This is a genomic window from Paenibacillus taiwanensis DSM 18679 (genome assembly GCF_000425125.1).
Taxonomy (GTDB): Bacteria; Bacillota; Bacilli; order Paenibacillales; family Paenibacillaceae; genus Paenibacillus_B; species Paenibacillus_B taiwanensis.
Genome location: NZ_KE384306.1, coordinates 26,073 through 43,754, shown reverse-complemented (window position 1 = coordinate 43,754; position 17,682 = coordinate 26,073). Strand labels below are relative to the sequence as shown.

Genomic DNA, 17,682 nt, shown 5'->3' with positions numbered 1-17,682 from the left:
ACAACAAAGTGGCATCACTAAATAAAGGGACCCTGCTACCAGTTAGCGGGCCCCTTTTATTGTGTATAAGTGCTGTATACTGTGACAACAATAATGAAGTATTAAGAAGCTTCAACTGGAATATCTTCAGATAACGTCAGCTTACGAACAAGCAGGCGTGTAATACGAAGCTGTTGTGCTTCTTCCACAATAAATTCCAATTGATTGTCATAATCAATACGTTGACCTTTCTTAGGTGGTATCTCAACTTGTGAATACACCCAGCCACCAATAGTATCAAAGTCTTCAGATGAAATATCACTTCCAAAATGATCGTTAATCTCTTCAATTAACATCTTTCCATCTACAGAAAATGAATAGTCGTCATGCTTTACGATCTCAGGTAACTCTTCATCAAATTCATCCTGGATCTCGCCTACGATCTCCTCCATAATGTCCTCAAGCGTAACGAGGCCTGCCGTGCCTCCATATTCATCAATCAGCAGTGCAATTTGCGTCTTGTTCTTCTGCAACATCTTCATAAGTGCACTAATGGACATCGATTCTGGCACACTTAGGATCGGCCGCAATATATCACGTAAATCAGCATCATCCGAATTAATCTTGACCAAATCTTTAATGTGCACAAATCCTAGAATGTTATCTTTATCGGGATCACATACAGGATAACGGGTATGCATCTCGCTATAAGCGGTCTGCCTATTGTCCGCAAATGAATCATTCGTATAAAGGCAAATCATCTCTGTACGGGGTATCATAATTTCACGTGCATGTGTCTCTGAAAATTCAAATATATTGTCCATCAATGTCAATTCCGTATTATTAATTAGACCGCTCTTATGGCTTTCCTTCATCAGAATCCGAATCTCTTCTTCCGTATGAGCCGAATCATGTTCAGAAGCTGGTTCCACATGAAACCACTTCAATAACGTATTCGCCATACCGTTAAGGAGCCAAATAAACGGATACATCACCTTATGAAAAACCATTAAAGGCATTGCTGTCAGTAATGTAACACTTTCCGCCTTGCGAATCGCTACTGTCTTAGGTGCTAACTCACCTAATACAATATGCATCATCGTAATGACGATAAATGCGACAACTGTTGCAATCGTATGAATAAGAGCGGGTCCAGCCCCAAGTGCCGCCAATGGATCATGGAGCAATTGAGCAATCGTAGACTCTCCAATCCAGCCCAAGCCGAGTGATGCTAATGTAATACCTAGCTGACATGCCGATAAATAAGCATCTAAGTTGTTGGTCAAATTCCTCGCGAATTTGGCTTTGGCGTTCCCTTCTTGTACGAGTGTGTCGATTCGGCTGCCTCGTACTTTTACCATGGCAAACTCTGCCGCCACAAAGAACCCGTTCAAAAACACAAGTAAAATGACTAACAACAATCCCCATACTATCGGTAACGGATCACTATCCAATAGAATCCCTATCCGCCTCCCATAAAGCGGACAGGTACACCTCCCCATTGTTCAATTTAAACTTAAAAAGAATGACGCTTATTAATCATTATATACCTTCTTACATAACCGTCAAATCCTTGCCTAGGAAATTGCTCATCGCAGGCCGCAGCACCTCCGGTATTGGGGATTGACTATATATATTCAAACACGTCATCGTCCTATCACCATCGGTTAAGCCTAAAATATACAATTTAGGCTTGCTCGCTCGAAGCGTAGCGAACCGCTTCATTCAGGAGACCTATAATATGAGCATCATCGCAGGAATACAGCATATTTTGCCCCTCACGGCGATAACGCACAAATCTGTATGCACGCAGCGTCTTTAACTGATGGGACACAGCTGATTGTGATAATTGAAGCGCATCTGCGATTTGATTAACCGCACATTCCTCTCGTGCTAACAACGTCAAAATCCGTATTCGTGTCGGGTCCCCTAGAGCTTTAAATGTCTGTGATACACGTTCTAGCACTTCTGATTCCCATTCTTTCCCTTCTAATACATCCATTGCATCCGACTCCTTATCGTACATTCCATACGCCTTGTCACTATGCTTAGCTAAGACAGTGGTTCGTAACGAGTATACTCCTTACGTACATGTTTCCCCCTTAGCTTGTCCTCCACCGTCTGAACATAACCACATATGAGGGGAGAATTTATTCCAGTAGGATGCAACATTGACCCGAAAAATAAACATCAATCATCAGAAAAATGTCCCCCTAATAGCTTGAAGGACAGAATCGGATTAGGTGTGCATACAGTCCCCCGTTACACGCTACCCCAAATTTACATGGTTGGCATCGTTGTTGGTGTCGGTGCTGCATACCCTTCACGATATTTATCATCTATTACCTTCCGTACAGCATCAAGCGATTTCCCCTCTTGTTGCAACTTGACCGCCTCCACGGCGATCCGTTGACATACACCGCATCGAGTTCCGTGATCATCCCACTGAACACTGCCGTCCTCAAGCCTCTCATGAACGAAGCAATCCAAATTACTTCGATGGTTTGCGCTGTCCCCACAGCCACAATAACAAGGCATCCATTGCAACAAGTGCTCGTTTTCAGCAGCAAGCTTGTATACAAGTCGAAGTTCCTCTTCTCCATTATCCAGAAATGGAGGCAGTTCATTCACCGATGAGGTGCATTGGCGCAAATCCCCATTTGGCAGCAAATGATCCTGCTTATGTTGCACAGTTCCTTGCCCCTCACTTACTGTTGTAGCACCGCAGGCTGATAACAGCATGAGCATAAGAAGAACCATTACAATTTGCACCAGTCCTATTCGACGTTCGGGCTTACTAGCCATTCCGCTTTCATTTGTATGTAGCATGTCATCACAGTCCCCTCTGCTCACCTCTAACATGTACGCCACCACGAGTTACTCGGAATCACTTGTTTTATTGAGAAGCATCACCATTCAATTAGCCAAAACATTATTACCCTTATCCCTGCCATGTTAAACGAAAAACATATAACCCAATGGCGGCCACAGCTATATTAATCAACGCGGTACTACCGATATAAGTAAGTGCCGTTACGATCCGCCGCTGCTGAATAAGGAGCCATGACTCAACCGTAAATGTAGAAAACGTTGTAAAGGCTCCGCAAAATCCAATCCCTAACCATGCATAAACATAATCAGGCATTGCAGTATGGAGCCCCGCCAACACTCCGAGCAGCATCGATCCCATCAAATTAATAACCCACGTCCCCCACGGATAAGAGGTGGAATGTTTGGCCATTACACTGGTGATGATATACCTTAGCCACGCTCCTCCAGCTCCCCCAATGCTGACTAGCCAGATATTCATCACATGAAGCCCCTTTCCGTTCGTTCAGCACGCTGTCCAAGCTTATAGCCAGCGTATGCGCTTACGAGACCGCCCACAAGGCTGAGAATCTGATAGCTAATTGCCGTACCAATTCGATTAATTTCCAGCAATCGAACCGTTTCCAGCGCAAAAGTAGAGTAAGTCGTCAGCGCTCCTGCCATCCCCGTACCAAACGTTAACTTCCACAAGGGGGAACAATTCAGCCTAGTCGCTACAAATGAAGTTAGCCAGCCTAAAAAGCAAGCGCCCGTTATATTAACGAGCAACGTAGCCACCGGGAAGCCACCTACCGTGTCAAACGGGAAGATTAGACTGCATCCATATCTAATATTCGCGCCTATCATTCCTCCTATCGCTACGGCGAGTCCATGCCGTGGATTCCAATAACTGCTTGACATTGCCACTCTACCTCTCTGCTTGAAAATGGATACTTGTTGCTGCATCAGATATGCTATTTGTGAAAAGGAAACGGTTAACGCCCCTTCTGCCGCCGAAGCTCCTGATTCACCTTCATCTTCGCCTCCATGCCTTGCTCGTTTGCCATAAAGAACACACGGTTCTGAATAGCATCCGGCAAATACTGCTGTGCCACATAGTGGCCAGCATAATCATGAGGATACTGATAGCCCTTATGGCCCAACTTGTCGGCCCCTTTGTAATGCGTGTCCCGCAGATGAAGCGGAACTTCAGCAGATCGAATATCATCCATCGCCTGCATCGCACGTTGTATAGCAAGCGGGATTGAATTGGATTTCGGACTCTCTACCGCAAACAAAATTGCCTGGGCAATAATGTATTGCGATTCCGGCCATCCGATGCGATGATAAGCTTCTAGCGCACTGACAGCCTGTACCATGGCTTGCGGATTGGCCAAGCCGATATCTTCACTGCACGCAACCGTTAGACGGCGTATAAACGTCATCGGGTCCATTCCAAGCTTATCTACCGCATAAAAAAACCAGAACAACGCTGCATCACTCGATCCGCGAATACTTTTATGAAAGGCGGATAGTACGTCATATTGGGTCGATTCATCAGCACGGACGATAGGTCTGCGAACAGACTCTTCTGCTTCTGTCATGGTGACAATGACTTGGCCATCTGACTGTGGCATGGTCGTCATCGCAGCTAGCTCAAGCGCATTCAGTGCACGGCGTATATCACCATTCGCCATCTCGGCAATATGCAAGAGCGCATCCTCGTTCACTTGAAGCGGCATAAAGCCCAAGCCACGTTCCTTATCAGCCATCGCACGCTGCATCGCAATCAGGCAATGTTCTGATGTTAATGCCTTTAGCTGAAATAAGGTGGACCGGCTAATTAAAGCTCCATTCACATGATGAAATGGATTCTCCGTAGTTGCGCCGATAAAAATAATCGTTCCTTTCTCAACCGCAGGCAGCAACGCATCCTGCTGTGACTTGTTAAACCGATGCACCTCATCCAAGAACAGAATCGTCTTGGCTGCGTACATATTTTTGCGATTCTCCGCTTGTTCTATAACGGCCCGAACGTCTTTAACGGATGCGTCTACCGCATTTAGCCGTACGAATTCCCCTTGCGTGCGCTCCGCAATGATGTTGGCAAGCGTTGTCTTGCCACAACCAGGTGGTCCGTACAACAAAATTGAGGATACACGGTCTGACTCTATCGCCCTCCTTAATAGACGCTGCGGCCCCACAATATGTTCCTGTCCTACATATTCATCCAATGTGCGTGGACGCATGCGATCAGCAAGCAACCTCATCTCAGGTTCCTGATCCGATTGATACGAAAATAAATCCATTTCTTATCACCACTCTAGTTGATTCGAACTTTGGTTTCCTGTATTCTAGCTGACACCCCTAGTTAGTACATCCAGCATGTCCTCGTGATCGACATTTCCATGATCCCTAATTGTCATCTTATCATCATGTCTTATCATTTATAAAGATAACGTAACGTCACACTTCTCACGACGTTTCATATATCTTCTATTAACAATCATTTTATCATACGTATATACAACCTGCATATCCATTAGGAACATACGTTCTTTTTTTCGCACTAAAAAAAGACTGCATCACCATGAGGTTTTGCAGCCTTCTCCCCTATTATGTTACGGGTTGCATCCATCTTTAAAGTCTTTATTTCTGCTCTAGCTGCTTTAACAAATCTTTGACGGCCACACTAACCATAATCAGTCCTGCTACAGGCGGAACAAACGCATTACTCGCAGGAGGCTGTTGTACTTTGCGTCGATCTGGTGCGTTCTCTGGCACAATCTTCTCGGTCACATCTACACGTGGCTTCATCGGTTCCTCAGTGGAAAACACTACTTTAACACCCTTTTTGATCCCTTGCTTACGCAGCTTCTGACGAATGACACGGGCAATCGGATCTACCGTCGTCTTAGAAATATCAGCGACCTGGAAACGAGTTGGATCCATCTTGTTAGCAGCACCCATGCTTGAAATCATCGGGATACCACGCTTTAAACATTCTTTAATAAGATGAATCTTATAAGAAACGGTATCTGATGCATCCAATACATAATCGAGTTTATATTTGAACAACTCTTCATACGTCTCTTCTGTGTAAAACATATTAAGAGTAATTGCATTACATTCTGGATTGATGAGCTTAATTCGCTCTTTCATCAATTCGGTTTTCTGTTGACCTACCGTAGTCGTTAGGGCGTGAATTTGACGGTTCACATTTGTAATGTCCACAACGTCCTTATCGATCAAAATGATCGTCCCGACACCTGTTCTTGCCAGTGCCTCGGCAGCAATCGAGCCTACTCCTCCGATGCCGAGTACCGCAACCGTACTATTTTTCATCAGTTCCAAGCCTTCTGGCCCAATGGCAAGCTCTGTTCTTGAAAATTGATTGAGCATAAAGTACCTCCTTCATTCATAGTTGCTTTGTATGTTTGAGTTAACATAACATGTACCCACTTACAATACTTGCACGCTGCCGCTTATTAAGTAACCATAAAACACCCTCGCCCCATAGCCAACTGGCTGAGACGAGGGATGCATTTACCTTTGGCGGTGAAGAAAGACTTCGGCTTATTCGCCTTGCTTCTCTTCTTTCTTCTCTTTTTTCTTCGTTTTGATATGCAGTTGATCCAGCTGAGCTGTGTCCACCACATTCGGTGCGCCAACCATCAGATCTGTTGCACTTGCCGTTTTAGGGAATGCAATCGTTTCGCGCAAGTTGGTGCTGCCTGCAAGCAGCATCACCAGTCTGTCGAAGCCAAACGCAATTCCGCCATGCGGAGGCGTGCCATATTCGAATGCGTTTAACAGGAAACCAAATTTCTCTTGTGCTTCCTCTGGAGAGAAGCCAAGTGCGTTGAACATTTTCTCCTGAACTTCACGCTTGTAAATACGCATCGAGCCTCCACCTACTTCGTAGCCGTTCAGCACGATATCGTAGGCTTGTGCACGAATCTGACCAGGATCGGTATCAAACAATGCCAAATCCTCATCTTTCGGGCGTGTGAACGGATGGTGCTCCGCCACATAACGTTTTGCTTCTTCATCATATCCAAGCAATGGGAAGTCAACTACCCATGCAAACTTATATTCATTATCGTTAATCAAGTTCAAACGGCGGCCAACGAGCAAACGCAAGTTGCCAAGTACATCAGCCACGACTTTTTTCGTGTCCGCGGAGAACAAGAGAAGATCGCCTTCTTCAGCTCCGAGACGATCACGCAAAGCCGCAATTTCTTCCTCGTTGAAGAACTTCACGATCGGCCCTTTAAATTCGCCATCCTTCACTTGAATCCACGCCAAGCCCTTAGCACCATAACGTGCAGCGAATGGTGCAAGATCGTCAATTTCTTTCCGACTCCACGTACCACAGCCTTTTGCGTTTAAGCATTTGACGACGCCACCCTTCTCGATGACCGACGCAAATACTTTAACACCAGAGGAAGCTACAATGTCACATACATCAACCAGTTCCAGACCAAAGCGAAGATCTGGCTTGTCAGAACCATACTTGTTCATTGCATCTTGATAAGTGATACGTTGGAACGGTGTAGAGAGCTCAATTCCTTTCGTTTCTTGGAACAATCGAACCATTAGCTCTTCCATCATTCCAAACAATTCCTCTTGCGATAAGAACGACGTCTCAATATCGACTTGGGTAAATTCAGGCTGTCTATCAGCACGCAAATCTTCGTCACGGAAACAACGTGCTATTTGATAATAACGCTCCATGCCAGATACCATTAGCAATTGCTTAAAGATTTGTGGGGATTGTGGCAACGCATAAAATTCACCTGGATGTACACGGCTAGGCACAAGATAATCACGAGCACCTTCTGGCGTGCTGTTTACCAGAATAGGCGTTTCCACCTCAATAAACTCCTTGTTGTCCAAATAATCACGGAACACTTTGGCCGCTTTGGAACGCATCATTAAAGTTTGTTGCATCTCTGGACGACGAAGGTCCAAATAACGATACTTGAGACGAAGCGTCTCATCAATCTCAATGCCATCCTCAATAAAAAATGGCGGGTTTTTCGCTGCGTTCAGCACCTCAATCTCAGTTACACGCACTTCGATTTGGCCTGTAGGCAAATTCGGGTTAACTGTCTCCGCATCACGCTCGACTACTGTACCACGTACAGCAACTACATACTCGTTGCGGACACGATCCGCAATATCATGTGCTGCTTGTGAGAACTCCGGATTAAATACGGCTTGCATAAGTCCACTGCGGTCACGCAGGTCAACGAACAATACTCCACCCAGATCGCGGCGTCGTTGTACCCAACCATTTAATGTGACCGTTTCACCAATATTGGCCGTTGTAAGCTTTCCACAGTGATGCGTCTTGTACATCATAAAAGGCACTCCCCATCTTCTACTAGATCTTTTTTTCAATTCGAATTCAAACTCAATTTAAGACGACTGTTGAATCGTTTGGATCAGCTCATCCAGCTTCACCATACGCTGTTCGCCAGTCGATAATTGCTTTAATGCGATTTCTCCGCGAGACCATTCATCCTCGCCCAAAATAGCTGCAAACCGCGCCTGCATCCGTTCAGCCGACTTCATCTGTGCCTTCATTTTTCGGCCCTGATAGTCCTTCTCGGCTGCGATGCCAGCTACCCGCAATTGATTCAGCAGCTTAGCCACTTCATCCTCTGCCTGCTCACCCAAGCCAACTAAATACACATCAAGCGGAGCTTGCTCATTACACGAAATGCCCTGGTGCTCCAGCAATAAAGCAATCCGCTCCATCCCCAAGCCAAAGCCGATGCCTGGCTGATCCGGTCCGCCTATACTCGCAACCAGACCGTTATATCGACCACCACCGCCAACTGTATCAATAGCGCCAATCCCTTGCGCTTTGTACTCAAATGCGGTGTGCGTGTAGTAATCGAGTCCACGTACAAGCCGGTGGTTAATCCGATATTCCACACCCATAGCACTTAAAAGCTGCTTCACCTTTTCAAAATGAGTCGCACATTCCTCATCCAAGCTGTCCAAGATGGACGGCGCGTCACCAAACTTCTCTTGATCTACCTTACAATCCAGCACACGCAGCGGATTACGCTCCATGCGTGATTGACAGTCTTTACACAGCGTCTCTTTCATAGGTGTCAAGAAATCAAGCAACGTTTGGCGGTATGCTGCGCGACTATCTGCATTGCCTACAGAGTTAATCTCCACAAGAACACCAGACAAGCCGATTTCTTTCATAAAGTGATACCCGAGCGAAATAATTTCCGCATCCAAACTTGGGTCCACTGCGCCTAACGCCTCCACACCGAATTGGTGAAACTGACGGTAGCGTCCCGCTTGCGGACGCTCGTAACGGAACATAGGCCCAATGTAATACAGCTTCGTGACGTCAGGGTCCCCATACAGCTTGTTCTCTACGTAGGAACGAACAGCACCTGCTGTTCCTTCAGGACGCAAAGTCATGCTGCGATTTCCTTTGTCACTAAAGGTGTACATTTCTTTTTCCACTACATCCGTCGTCTCGCCTACTCCACGCTCAAACAATTCAGTTGATTCGAAAATAGGTGTACGAATTTCCTTGTAATTAAATCTGCGGCACATCTCACGCGCCTTTTGCTCAACGGTTTGCCAAATCTCAACCGTTCCTGGCAAAAAGTCTTGTGTACCTTTCGGCTTCTGGAATGCCATCTACAAAACCTCCTATACTTATGAGATAAGCCTTGATTCATAAACTCCGTCATCCCAAGCTAGAACATAGGCTCCGATTCTCGTCTTCATCTCGCCTTAACTATCAGAAAACAAAAAAACTCCCGTCCCGCGTTAAAATAACGCAAAGGGACGAGAGATTGGTTGTTGTTCCATTCACCCGTGGTGCCACCCACATTCCGGACATGTCAGCAACTTGCTTGACTACAGGCATCTGAGGAAAAAATATCCTACCGAATACCATACATGTTCCGCTTCATTCGCGTATAACGTCCGCGCTACGCCTAACGTCTACTGCTATGGCAAATATCGCCAAGTCTCGCCGCAGGTTCTCGGGGGTGTCATTCGTTCGTCCTTCATAAAGACCCTTCCAGCCAAGGGGCCTCTCTCTGAGTAAGAGGGTTCGAAGTACTTGTTCCCGTCATCAAATCAAATATCATAAAAAGATTATATGAAGAACATTGTAATAATTTACTCCATTAAAGTCAAGAGGCATCACAAAAAAAGAAAAAAACCTACATCATCAAATGTAGGTTTGTCAAAAGTATATATTCTTAAAAGGGGGTCATGTCACTTATTATAGGGATTGATTGTTAAAGGAACATGAAACGCAGGTTACAGAAAGATTACAAATAAGAAAACGCTTCATTTACCTATTTATGATGGTGATTGCATCGGAAACAATTTCTCCATCATTTCGATCTTCTTCCGTGTCACTTCTACGTAGTTGTCGTTGTATACTTTAGGTTCTTTCGGGTTCGCGAATCGAGAAATGGCCCCTGTCTCCGGATGCACCCACTTTGTTGTTGCCCCACAGCCTAGCCCCAAAATCGTTTGAATTTCTTCGATAATTAAAATGTTATATAAACTTTCAGTGCCTGGAATGGAATAACCGACATTTTCAAGGTTGCCTAAAATATTTTTTTGACGGTACAAATAATATGGAACGTATCCATGAGCATCTGTCCATTCGCTTGCAGCGGTCATCATCTGCGCGATCTCATGTCGATCGGCAACTTTAAACTTTTCTTCGCCACGGTGCTGTGTCATTTCAGATGCTCTTTTAAAGGACAAGGTATGAACCGTTAGTGATTCTGGCATCAGCTTCTCTGTCTCACGTAAAGTATGGGCGAACTCCTCGACACCTTCACCTGGCAAACCAATGATGAGATCCATATTGATGTTGTTCATGCCCATTTCGCGTGCAAGTTTATACTTATCAATCGTTTCCTCCACAGTATGATGTCGGCCGATAATATCCAACGTTTCTTGAATGTATGATTGTGGATTAATGCTGATCCGGTCGATATTCCATTTGCGCAGCACATCCAGCTTCTCTGGTGTAATCGTATCAGGCCGACCCGCTTCGACTGTAATTTCTCGCACCATTCCTACGTCTGGAAATGATTCATACATTTCCTCATACAGCATATCCATTTCTTCTGCCGTAATGCTTGTTGGTGTGCCGCCACCATAATAAATGGTCGTAATTCGTACCCCCCGCTCCTTCAAAAAGCGACCTATCTCGCGTATTTCATAATGAAGCCCACCTAAAAAGGAGTTCACAGATCCTTGGCGCCCATTAATATCATACGCAGGGAACGTACAATAAGCACACTTTGTCGGACAAAAAGGAATGCCAATATAAATACTAATTTCCTTTTGCAAGTGATCCAAGTCTGGTAGAGCCGTTAACTGACGCTCCACGATCCGCTCCATTAAAGCTACTTTTTGATCCGTAACCAAGTAGTCTTCCTTTAATTCCTTACGTGCGGCATCCGCAGCCAAACCCCTTCTACGGGCATCATGCATCAGCTTAGTCGGACGCACTCCTGTTAGAATCCCCCATGGCTGCTCGATCCCTGTCCACTCTGTTAATACACGCAGCAGCGCATGGCAAAGACCGTTTTTAACCTGCTTGCGAAATTGTTCATGTGTTGCATCAGCCGCTACAGCTCTTGTATGCTCAGCTTCATACCATTTTACACTGCCATCCTCCAGCCTAATCTGCAAGGAGCCATAGGACCGTAAACTACAAGGCGCACTGTTCTGGCACTCTGCTCTTGTACTGCTATCCGTACGCAGCGTTAACACAGCATCAAACGTCTCCCACTCCGTTTCCTCGACGCCCGCCATCCCATCTGTAACTACATACGTCACTTCGGGTTGTTCGACATATAATTGAATAATATGAACAAGCGAGCGCTCAAACGCTGCTTCATTAGCATTTAATTGAATACGCATCAGTAAATCCTCCTACCGTTACACCTGACAGTAAAATAAACAAAAATAAAAGCCCCTAATCGGAGCTTTATCACTTCTTGATGAATTGTAACATAGGTCACAGGGAGAATAAAGAAATCTGTAGTCAACCTCGTTTAACGGTGCCGTTTATCTGCGGTGGGTTGGATACACTCGTCTCATGCTGCGCTCCTCCGCATGCTCCTGACTCATATTGGCTGATGTTTCACGCATAGACTGCGTCAAAGCTATATGTCCATACTGAATAGCTAGCTGCTGCAACGATTGACGCATAATTGGCACTCCTTCATGTTGAGATGCCCATAGTATGCGTGATATCTATCCTTGTCTATTCATCCTATTGCATGACCTTTTGCATGACGCAAATGCACAACCAATTCATTCATGGATGACTTAACGTGACTGGCTGTCCAGTATTAACGTCACCGGCCCCCAATTCGTAAATTGCACATCCATCATCGCACCAAAAGTGCCTGTCGACACGGGCAAGTTATGCTTGCGCAAACATTCATTAAAGAAGGTATACAATTGCTCTGCCTGCTCAGGACGTGCAGCTGCCATAAAGTTAGGACGTCTGCCTTTTCGACAATCACCAAACAATGTAAACTGAGATACAGATAAAATAGCACCACCAATGTCTTGTACAGAGAAATTCATCTTCTCGTGCTCATCCTCAAATATACGAAGGCCCGCGATTTTATCTGCTAACCACTGCGCATCCTGCTCTGTATCCTCGTGTGTGACGCCAACCAGCAGCACCAGTCCTTTATTAATTTCACCTACTGTCTCCTGATTGACAATAACTTTTGCAGCTTTAGACCGCTGTACGACTATTTTCACGTGCGTAACTCCTCTCCCAATTAAGCATCTCCATTATTTGCGGCACTCATATGACAACAGCCGCCTCGCGGGCGGCTGCTCTGGCTATTGCATAATGCGTTGTACTGTATATACATCCTTCACACGCTTAATCTTCTCGACAACGGAATGCAAATGCTCCGTATTTCGGATTAGTACCGTCATATGAATAAGCGCTAGCTTGTTTTTGTCGGAACGTCCTGAGACTGCCGCAATATTTGTCTTGCTCTCTGACACGACTTGCAGCACTTCATTCAAAAATCCGCGTCGATCCATGCCCGTAATCTCGATATCTACGCTATAGTTCGCCTCAATCGACTCTTCCCACTCGACCTCGATAATACGTTCAGCTTCCTCGCCTTCAATCTCCTTCGGCAGGTTCAGGCAATCTGAGCGGTGCACAGATACGCCTCGACCACGTGTAACATATCCAACGATGTCGTCTCCTGGCACTGGATTACAGCAGCGCGCAAAACGCACGAGTAAATTATCGATTCCTTTCACACGAACACCATTGGTCGGCCGTGATTTCCGCTCATTGGAATCTTTCTTCATCTCTTTGATCTCGTTTGTAAGCTCAAGATGTGCTGCCTGCGCCTCTTCTGCTTCCTTACGGAGCTTTTCGGTCAAGCGTGTACAAACTTGTGCTGCTGTAAGGCCTCCAAAACCAATCGCGGACATCATATCCTCAACGTCGTTAAAGTTAAACTTCTTGGCCACTTCCATTAGCTTATCTTCCGACATCCAGCCTTGCGGATCAATACCTAGTCGTTTTAGTTCACGCTCAATCGAGTCTCGACCCTTTTGAACGTTCTCTTCTCGCTTCTCCTTCTTGAACCACTGTTTAATTTTGGAGCGAGCATGCGAAGACTGAGCAATCTTAATCCAGTCTGCGCTAGGACCATACGAATGTTTAGAGGTCAATATTTCTACAATATCGCCCGTTTTTAACTTGTGATCAAGCGGCACGATGCGACCGTTCACTTTAGCACCAATAGTGCGGTTTCCGACCTCCGTATGAATCCGGTACGCAAAGTCAAGTGGAACGGAGCCTGCCGGAAGCTCGATTACTTCCCCTTTTGGCGTAAATACAAATACAAGATCGGAGAAGAAATCCATTTTAAGTGATTCGACAAATTCGCTAGCATCTTTGGTCTCCTGCTGGAGATCCAAAATCTCACGCAAAAAGGTCATCTTCTCTTCAAAGCTGCCGCCTATAAGGCTCTGATTACCTTCCTTATAAGCCCAGTGCGCAGCAATACCGTACTCGGCTGTACGATGCATGTCCCAGGTGCGAATCTGCACCTCGGTCGGCTCGCCTGTCGGACCGATCACCGTCGTATGGAGCGACTGATACATATTCGCCTTCGGCATTGCAATATAATCTTTAAACCTGCCAGGCATCGGTTTCCATAAAGTGTGAATAATGCCTAAAGTGGCATAACAGTCTTTGATGTTGTCTACTAAAATGCGGATCGCGAGCAGATCGTAAATCTCATTAAACTGCTTATTTTTCACCGTCATTTTCTTATACACGCTGTATATATGCTTAGGTCTGCCGGACAAGTCCGCTTCGATGCCCATCTCGTCCAGCTTCTCGTTAATCCGTAAGATAACGTCAGAAATAAATTGCTCCCGCTCAGCCCGCTTCTTATGCATCAAATTAGCAATGCGATAATACTGCTGCGGGTTCAAGTAACGAAGTGCAATATCCTCCATCTCCCACTTGATTGCGGATATACCTAGACGATGCGCAATCGGACAAAAGATTTCGAGCGTCTCATAGGCTATCCGGCGCTGACTCTCCTCCGATTGGAACTTCAACGTACGCATATTGTGCAGACGGTCCGCAAGCTTGATCACGATAACACGTATATCATTTGCCATCGCGACAAACATCTTACGATAATTCTCATTCTGCTGTTCTTCCTTTGAGCGAAACTGAATACGTTCAAGCTTCGTCAAGCCATCGACCAGCATTGCACATGTCTCGCCGAACTTCGCGCGAATCTCATCAAGTGAAACAGAGGTATCCTCCACGACATCATGAAGCAGAGCTGCGACGATGGACGTTGGATCCATCTGCATGCCCACAACAATGTCTGCTACAGCCAAAGGATGTAAAATATAAGGTTCTCCAGATTTCCTGATTTGCCCGTAATGGGCTTTGTCCGCGAATTCGTAAGCTTCACGTATGCGGTTCAAGTCTGGCTCTTTCATATAAGTAGAAGCTTTAGTTATCAATTGGTCGATGCCCATTGGACTCGTCTCGATTCCTTTCTATCCGGGTCGTTCGTCGTCCCTCTTTACAGATTATCCTATAATTATGCCTTTGAACCGTATTGCCGTCAATGGCTATCGCTGTTATTCCACGGATATGTCTGTCGGTTGTTGTCGAATATAAGAGAATAATTACAAAAACAGGGGGTCATGTTATCTTTTTTAACACGATTATGAAAAAAGTTGTTGTCATTCGGCGCTAGTTCGATGTAGATTATATAGTTAGGTTTACAATTAAATATGAATTAAAGGAGTGCATCTGCATTGCAACGCGAAATCCAAGTGCTTGAAAAGCCCGCTCTCATGCCCGGTCTGCTGCTGAGCATTCAACATCTGTTCGCTATGTTCGGCTCCACGGTACTCGTGCCGAATCTGTTTCAGGTCGATCCGGGTATTGTCCTATTGATGAACGGGATCGGAACGTTATTTTACCTCATCTTATGCCGGGGATTGATTCCAGCGTACCTAGGCTCCAGCTTCGCATTTATTTCACCTGTACTCGTTGTGCTAGCTGGCAAAACGGATAATTATCCGCAAGCATTAGGTGCTTTTATCATATGCGGTGTTGTCTTTATTATAGTCGCTCTAATCGTAAAGTGGGCAGGTACACGGTGGCTTGACGTACTATTTCCACCGGCCGCTATGGGCGCAATCGTAGCTGTTATCGGTTTAGAGCTTGTTCCAGTAGCTTCTAACATGTCAGGATTTATACCTGACGCAAATGGCAATTTGAATTATACGAACATCACACTGGCAATTATTACGTTAGCCGTCACGGTTATCGGTAATGTCATGTTTCGTGGGTTCTTTAAAATTATACCTATACTCATTGGAATCGTTGTCGGTTATGTGTCCGCCTACTTTATGAATGCTGTTGATATGAGCAAAGTAACATCAGCTGCATTTCTGAAGCTGCCTACGATTACATATCCTGAATTTAATTGGACAGCAATCTCCATCATTTTACCAGCAGCATTAGTCGTTGTTGTAGAACACGTTGGTCATTTGATGGTAACGAGCAATATTGTGGGCAAGGACCTGTCGAAAGATCCTGGACTTCACCGCTCTTTGCTTGGCAACGGCATATCAACTGTTTTTTCTGGGTTTTTCGGTTCAACACCAAACACAACATATGGCGAAAACATCGGTGTAATGGCGCTTACTCGCGTATATTCTGTGTACGTCATCGGCGGAGCAGCCGTCATTGCCATTATTATGTCTTTCTTTGGTAATGTGTCCGCGCTAATCGCTAACATTCCTGTGCCAGTCATGGGTGGCGTCTCGCTGCTCCTGTTCGGGGTCATCGCAGCGTCAGGTCTGCGCATTCTGGTTGATTCAAAAGTCGATTTCAGCAAGCCTAAAAACCTGCTCCTGACTACACTTGTTATCGTGATCGGAATTAGCAATGCCTCTTTAAAGCTTGGCGATGTGGAGTTAAAAGGGATGGCACTTGCGACGGTGCTGGCTATCGTCTTGAACCTGTTCTTTATATTGATTGACAAGCTTGGGTTATCCAATGATCATGAGAGTTCAGTTCCTGACAAGTCAGCTCATTAAATGAATGAATAATCCCCCATTCCAACCTCTTTTCAAAGTTAGTCAAAAGAGCGTTTTATGGGGGATTATTGTTCTTATTGTGCTATTGTTCGTTCATCACTTTAAATTCAGGATCTGTTATGTTCAGCTTTCCTTTTAATCCATCCGTCACATAAATATGTTTGTTATTCGTAATAAAAAACGCCTCCATCCCCTCTACACGGTTCATATGTGCAAGACCTGCCTTCAGGCCCTCCAGAAATACAGCGGTTGACAGTGCATCAGAGTCTGTAGCGTTGTCTGCAATAATGGTAACACTCATCAATTCATTCTGCTCGGGGTAACCTGTCTTGGGGTTGAGCAAATGGTGGTATCTAACTCCATCCTTCATAAAGAATCGTTCATATACACCCGAGGCGTCAATCGTTTCTCCCTTTAGCTTAATCGTACCTATCTGGGTACCCCGACTTTTGTCCGGATTTTGGATGCCGATCACCCAAGCACTTCCATTTGGCTTCTCGCCGATGGTCACAATGGAGCTGCCTCCCAGATTAACGAGGGCATGCTTAATCCCTTGTTTCTTTAAATAATCAGCTACTCTGTCAGCCGCATATCCTTTTCCAATTCCCCCTAAATCCAGTACCATGCCCGACTTTGTTAGGCGTACCGATCTGTCCCCTTTGTTTAATTCAATATTGTTGTAGTTTACGTTTGAAATAGCAGCCTGTAGTTCTGCTTTAGCTGGAACCTCGGCATTATCATGTCCGATATTCCACAGATTAACGAGTGGTCCTATACTGGGATCAAATAATCCATCGGTCTCTTTCCCGTACTGGACAGCCAGCTCAATAGCTTCAAAAGTATCCGCAGACACACGTACCGCTGACCTGCCAGCCGCTTCATTAACAAGTGCTAATTCACTGTTATCCTTCGTACGGCTCATGTGGCTGTCTATACTTTTCATAATGCGATCGATTTCCTGAAAGTGCTGCTTATGATCTCCCTGATCATAAATTTTAATGTTAACGACGGTACCAAAAATAAAATAACTTTTATCTTGATAGGCTGGAGGAGGCGGCGCCGCTTCAGGCGCTTTCACTTCTTTAGTGTTCCATTTCACTGCAAACAATGCCCCAACGACAAGAATAATTACTCCAAGTCCAATTATCGTCGTATTTTTGTTCATGGCCGTCCCTCGCTCTTTGCTTTATGTATGCCCTGAAATCAAAATTAAGCTGATACCTCCCTAAGAGAGATATCAGC

General features: G+C 45.3%; 15 protein-coding genes. 1 reads left to right on the top strand and 14 read right to left on the bottom strand.

Annotation, left to right across the window (positions count from 1 at the left end):
• Positions 1-101: 101 nt before the first annotated feature.
• The 13 genes from H509_RS0109015 to H509_RS0108955 form a co-directional block, all read right to left on the bottom strand.
• Positions 102-1,433: a hemolysin family protein gene (locus H509_RS0109015; protein ID WP_028544797.1), complete on the bottom strand. Its 1,332-nt coding sequence runs from the start codon at positions 1,431-1,433 to the stop codon at positions 102-104.
• Positions 1,434-1,666: 233 nt separating this feature from the next.
• Positions 1,667-1,981, bottom strand: a complete 315-nt coding sequence (locus H509_RS0109010; protein ID WP_028544796.1) for an ArsR/SmtB family transcription factor — start codon at positions 1,979-1,981, stop codon at positions 1,667-1,669.
• Between the two features lie 278 nt (positions 1,982-2,259).
• The gene (locus H509_RS0109005; protein ID WP_051287095.1) at positions 2,260-2,784 is read right to left on the bottom strand and encodes a PCYCGC motif-containing (lipo)protein; all 525 of its coding nucleotides are present in this window, start codon (positions 2,782-2,784) and stop codon (positions 2,260-2,262) included.
• A 136-nt stretch (positions 2,785-2,920) separates the two neighbouring features.
• Positions 2,921-3,289, bottom strand: coding sequence for a fluoride efflux transporter CrcB (crcB, locus tag H509_RS0109000; protein ID WP_028544794.1), 369 nt, complete (start codon positions 3,287-3,289; stop codon positions 2,921-2,923).
• On the bottom strand, positions 3,289-3,708 hold the full coding sequence (gene crcB, locus H509_RS27175; RefSeq protein ID WP_028544793.1) for a fluoride efflux transporter CrcB: 420 nt from the start codon (positions 3,706-3,708) through the stop codon (positions 3,289-3,291). Before crcB (H509_RS27175) ends, crcB (H509_RS0109000) begins: the two co-directional genes overlap by 1 nt.
• A 74-nt stretch (positions 3,709-3,782) precedes the next feature.
• Positions 3,783-5,096 (bottom strand): replication-associated recombination protein A, encoded by a 1,314-nt coding sequence (locus H509_RS0108990; RefSeq protein ID WP_028544792.1) that lies wholly within the window; start codon positions 5,094-5,096, stop codon positions 3,783-3,785.
• A 340-nt stretch (positions 5,097-5,436) separates the two neighbouring features.
• Positions 5,437-6,189 carry a tRNA threonylcarbamoyladenosine dehydratase gene (locus tag H509_RS0108985; protein ID WP_028544791.1) on the bottom strand — a complete coding sequence of 251 codons (753 nt, stop codon included), beginning with the start codon at positions 6,187-6,189 and terminating at the stop codon, positions 5,437-5,439.
• 174 nt (positions 6,190-6,363) lie between these two features.
• Positions 6,364-8,151, bottom strand: a complete 1,788-nt coding sequence (gene aspS, locus H509_RS0108980; protein WP_028544790.1) for an aspartate--tRNA ligase — start codon at positions 8,149-8,151, stop codon at positions 6,364-6,366.
• 60 nt (positions 8,152-8,211) lie between these two features.
• Entirely contained in the window at positions 8,212-9,465 is a 1,254-nt protein-coding gene (gene hisS / locus H509_RS0108975; RefSeq protein WP_028544789.1) for a histidine--tRNA ligase, read from the bottom strand.
• Between the two features lie 675 nt (positions 9,466-10,140).
• The gene (locus tag H509_RS0108970; protein WP_028544788.1) at positions 10,141-11,727 is read right to left on the bottom strand and encodes a coproporphyrinogen III oxidase; all 1,587 of its coding nucleotides are present in this window, start codon (positions 11,725-11,727) and stop codon (positions 10,141-10,143) included.
• A gap of 147 nt (positions 11,728-11,874) precedes the next feature.
• Positions 11,875-12,018: a hypothetical protein gene (locus H509_RS27960; RefSeq protein ID WP_169450879.1), complete on the bottom strand. Its 144-nt coding sequence runs from the start codon at positions 12,016-12,018 to the stop codon at positions 11,875-11,877.
• 120 nt (positions 12,019-12,138) lie between these two features.
• Complete coding sequence (dtd, locus tag H509_RS0108960; protein WP_028544787.1) at positions 12,139-12,585, bottom strand: D-aminoacyl-tRNA deacylase; 447 nt, start codon at positions 12,583-12,585, stop codon at positions 12,139-12,141.
• Between the two features lie 84 nt (positions 12,586-12,669).
• Positions 12,670-14,862, bottom strand: a complete 2,193-nt coding sequence (locus tag H509_RS0108955; RefSeq protein ID WP_028544786.1) for a RelA/SpoT family protein — start codon at positions 14,860-14,862, stop codon at positions 12,670-12,672.
• Positions 14,863-15,147: 285 nt separating this feature from the next.
• On the opposite strand from H509_RS0108955, the gene uraA reads away from it, so the two are divergent.
• Entirely contained in the window at positions 15,148-16,440 is a 1,293-nt protein-coding gene (uraA, locus tag H509_RS0108950; protein WP_028544785.1) for a uracil permease, read from the top strand.
• An 82-nt stretch (positions 16,441-16,522) separates the two neighbouring features.
• On the opposite strand, the gene H509_RS0108945 is transcribed toward uraA, so the two are convergent.
• On the bottom strand, positions 16,523-17,605 hold the full coding sequence (locus H509_RS0108945) for an FAD:protein FMN transferase (protein ID WP_028544784.1): 1,083 nt from the start codon (positions 17,603-17,605) through the stop codon (positions 16,523-16,525).
• Positions 17,606-17,682: the final 77 nt, after the last annotated feature.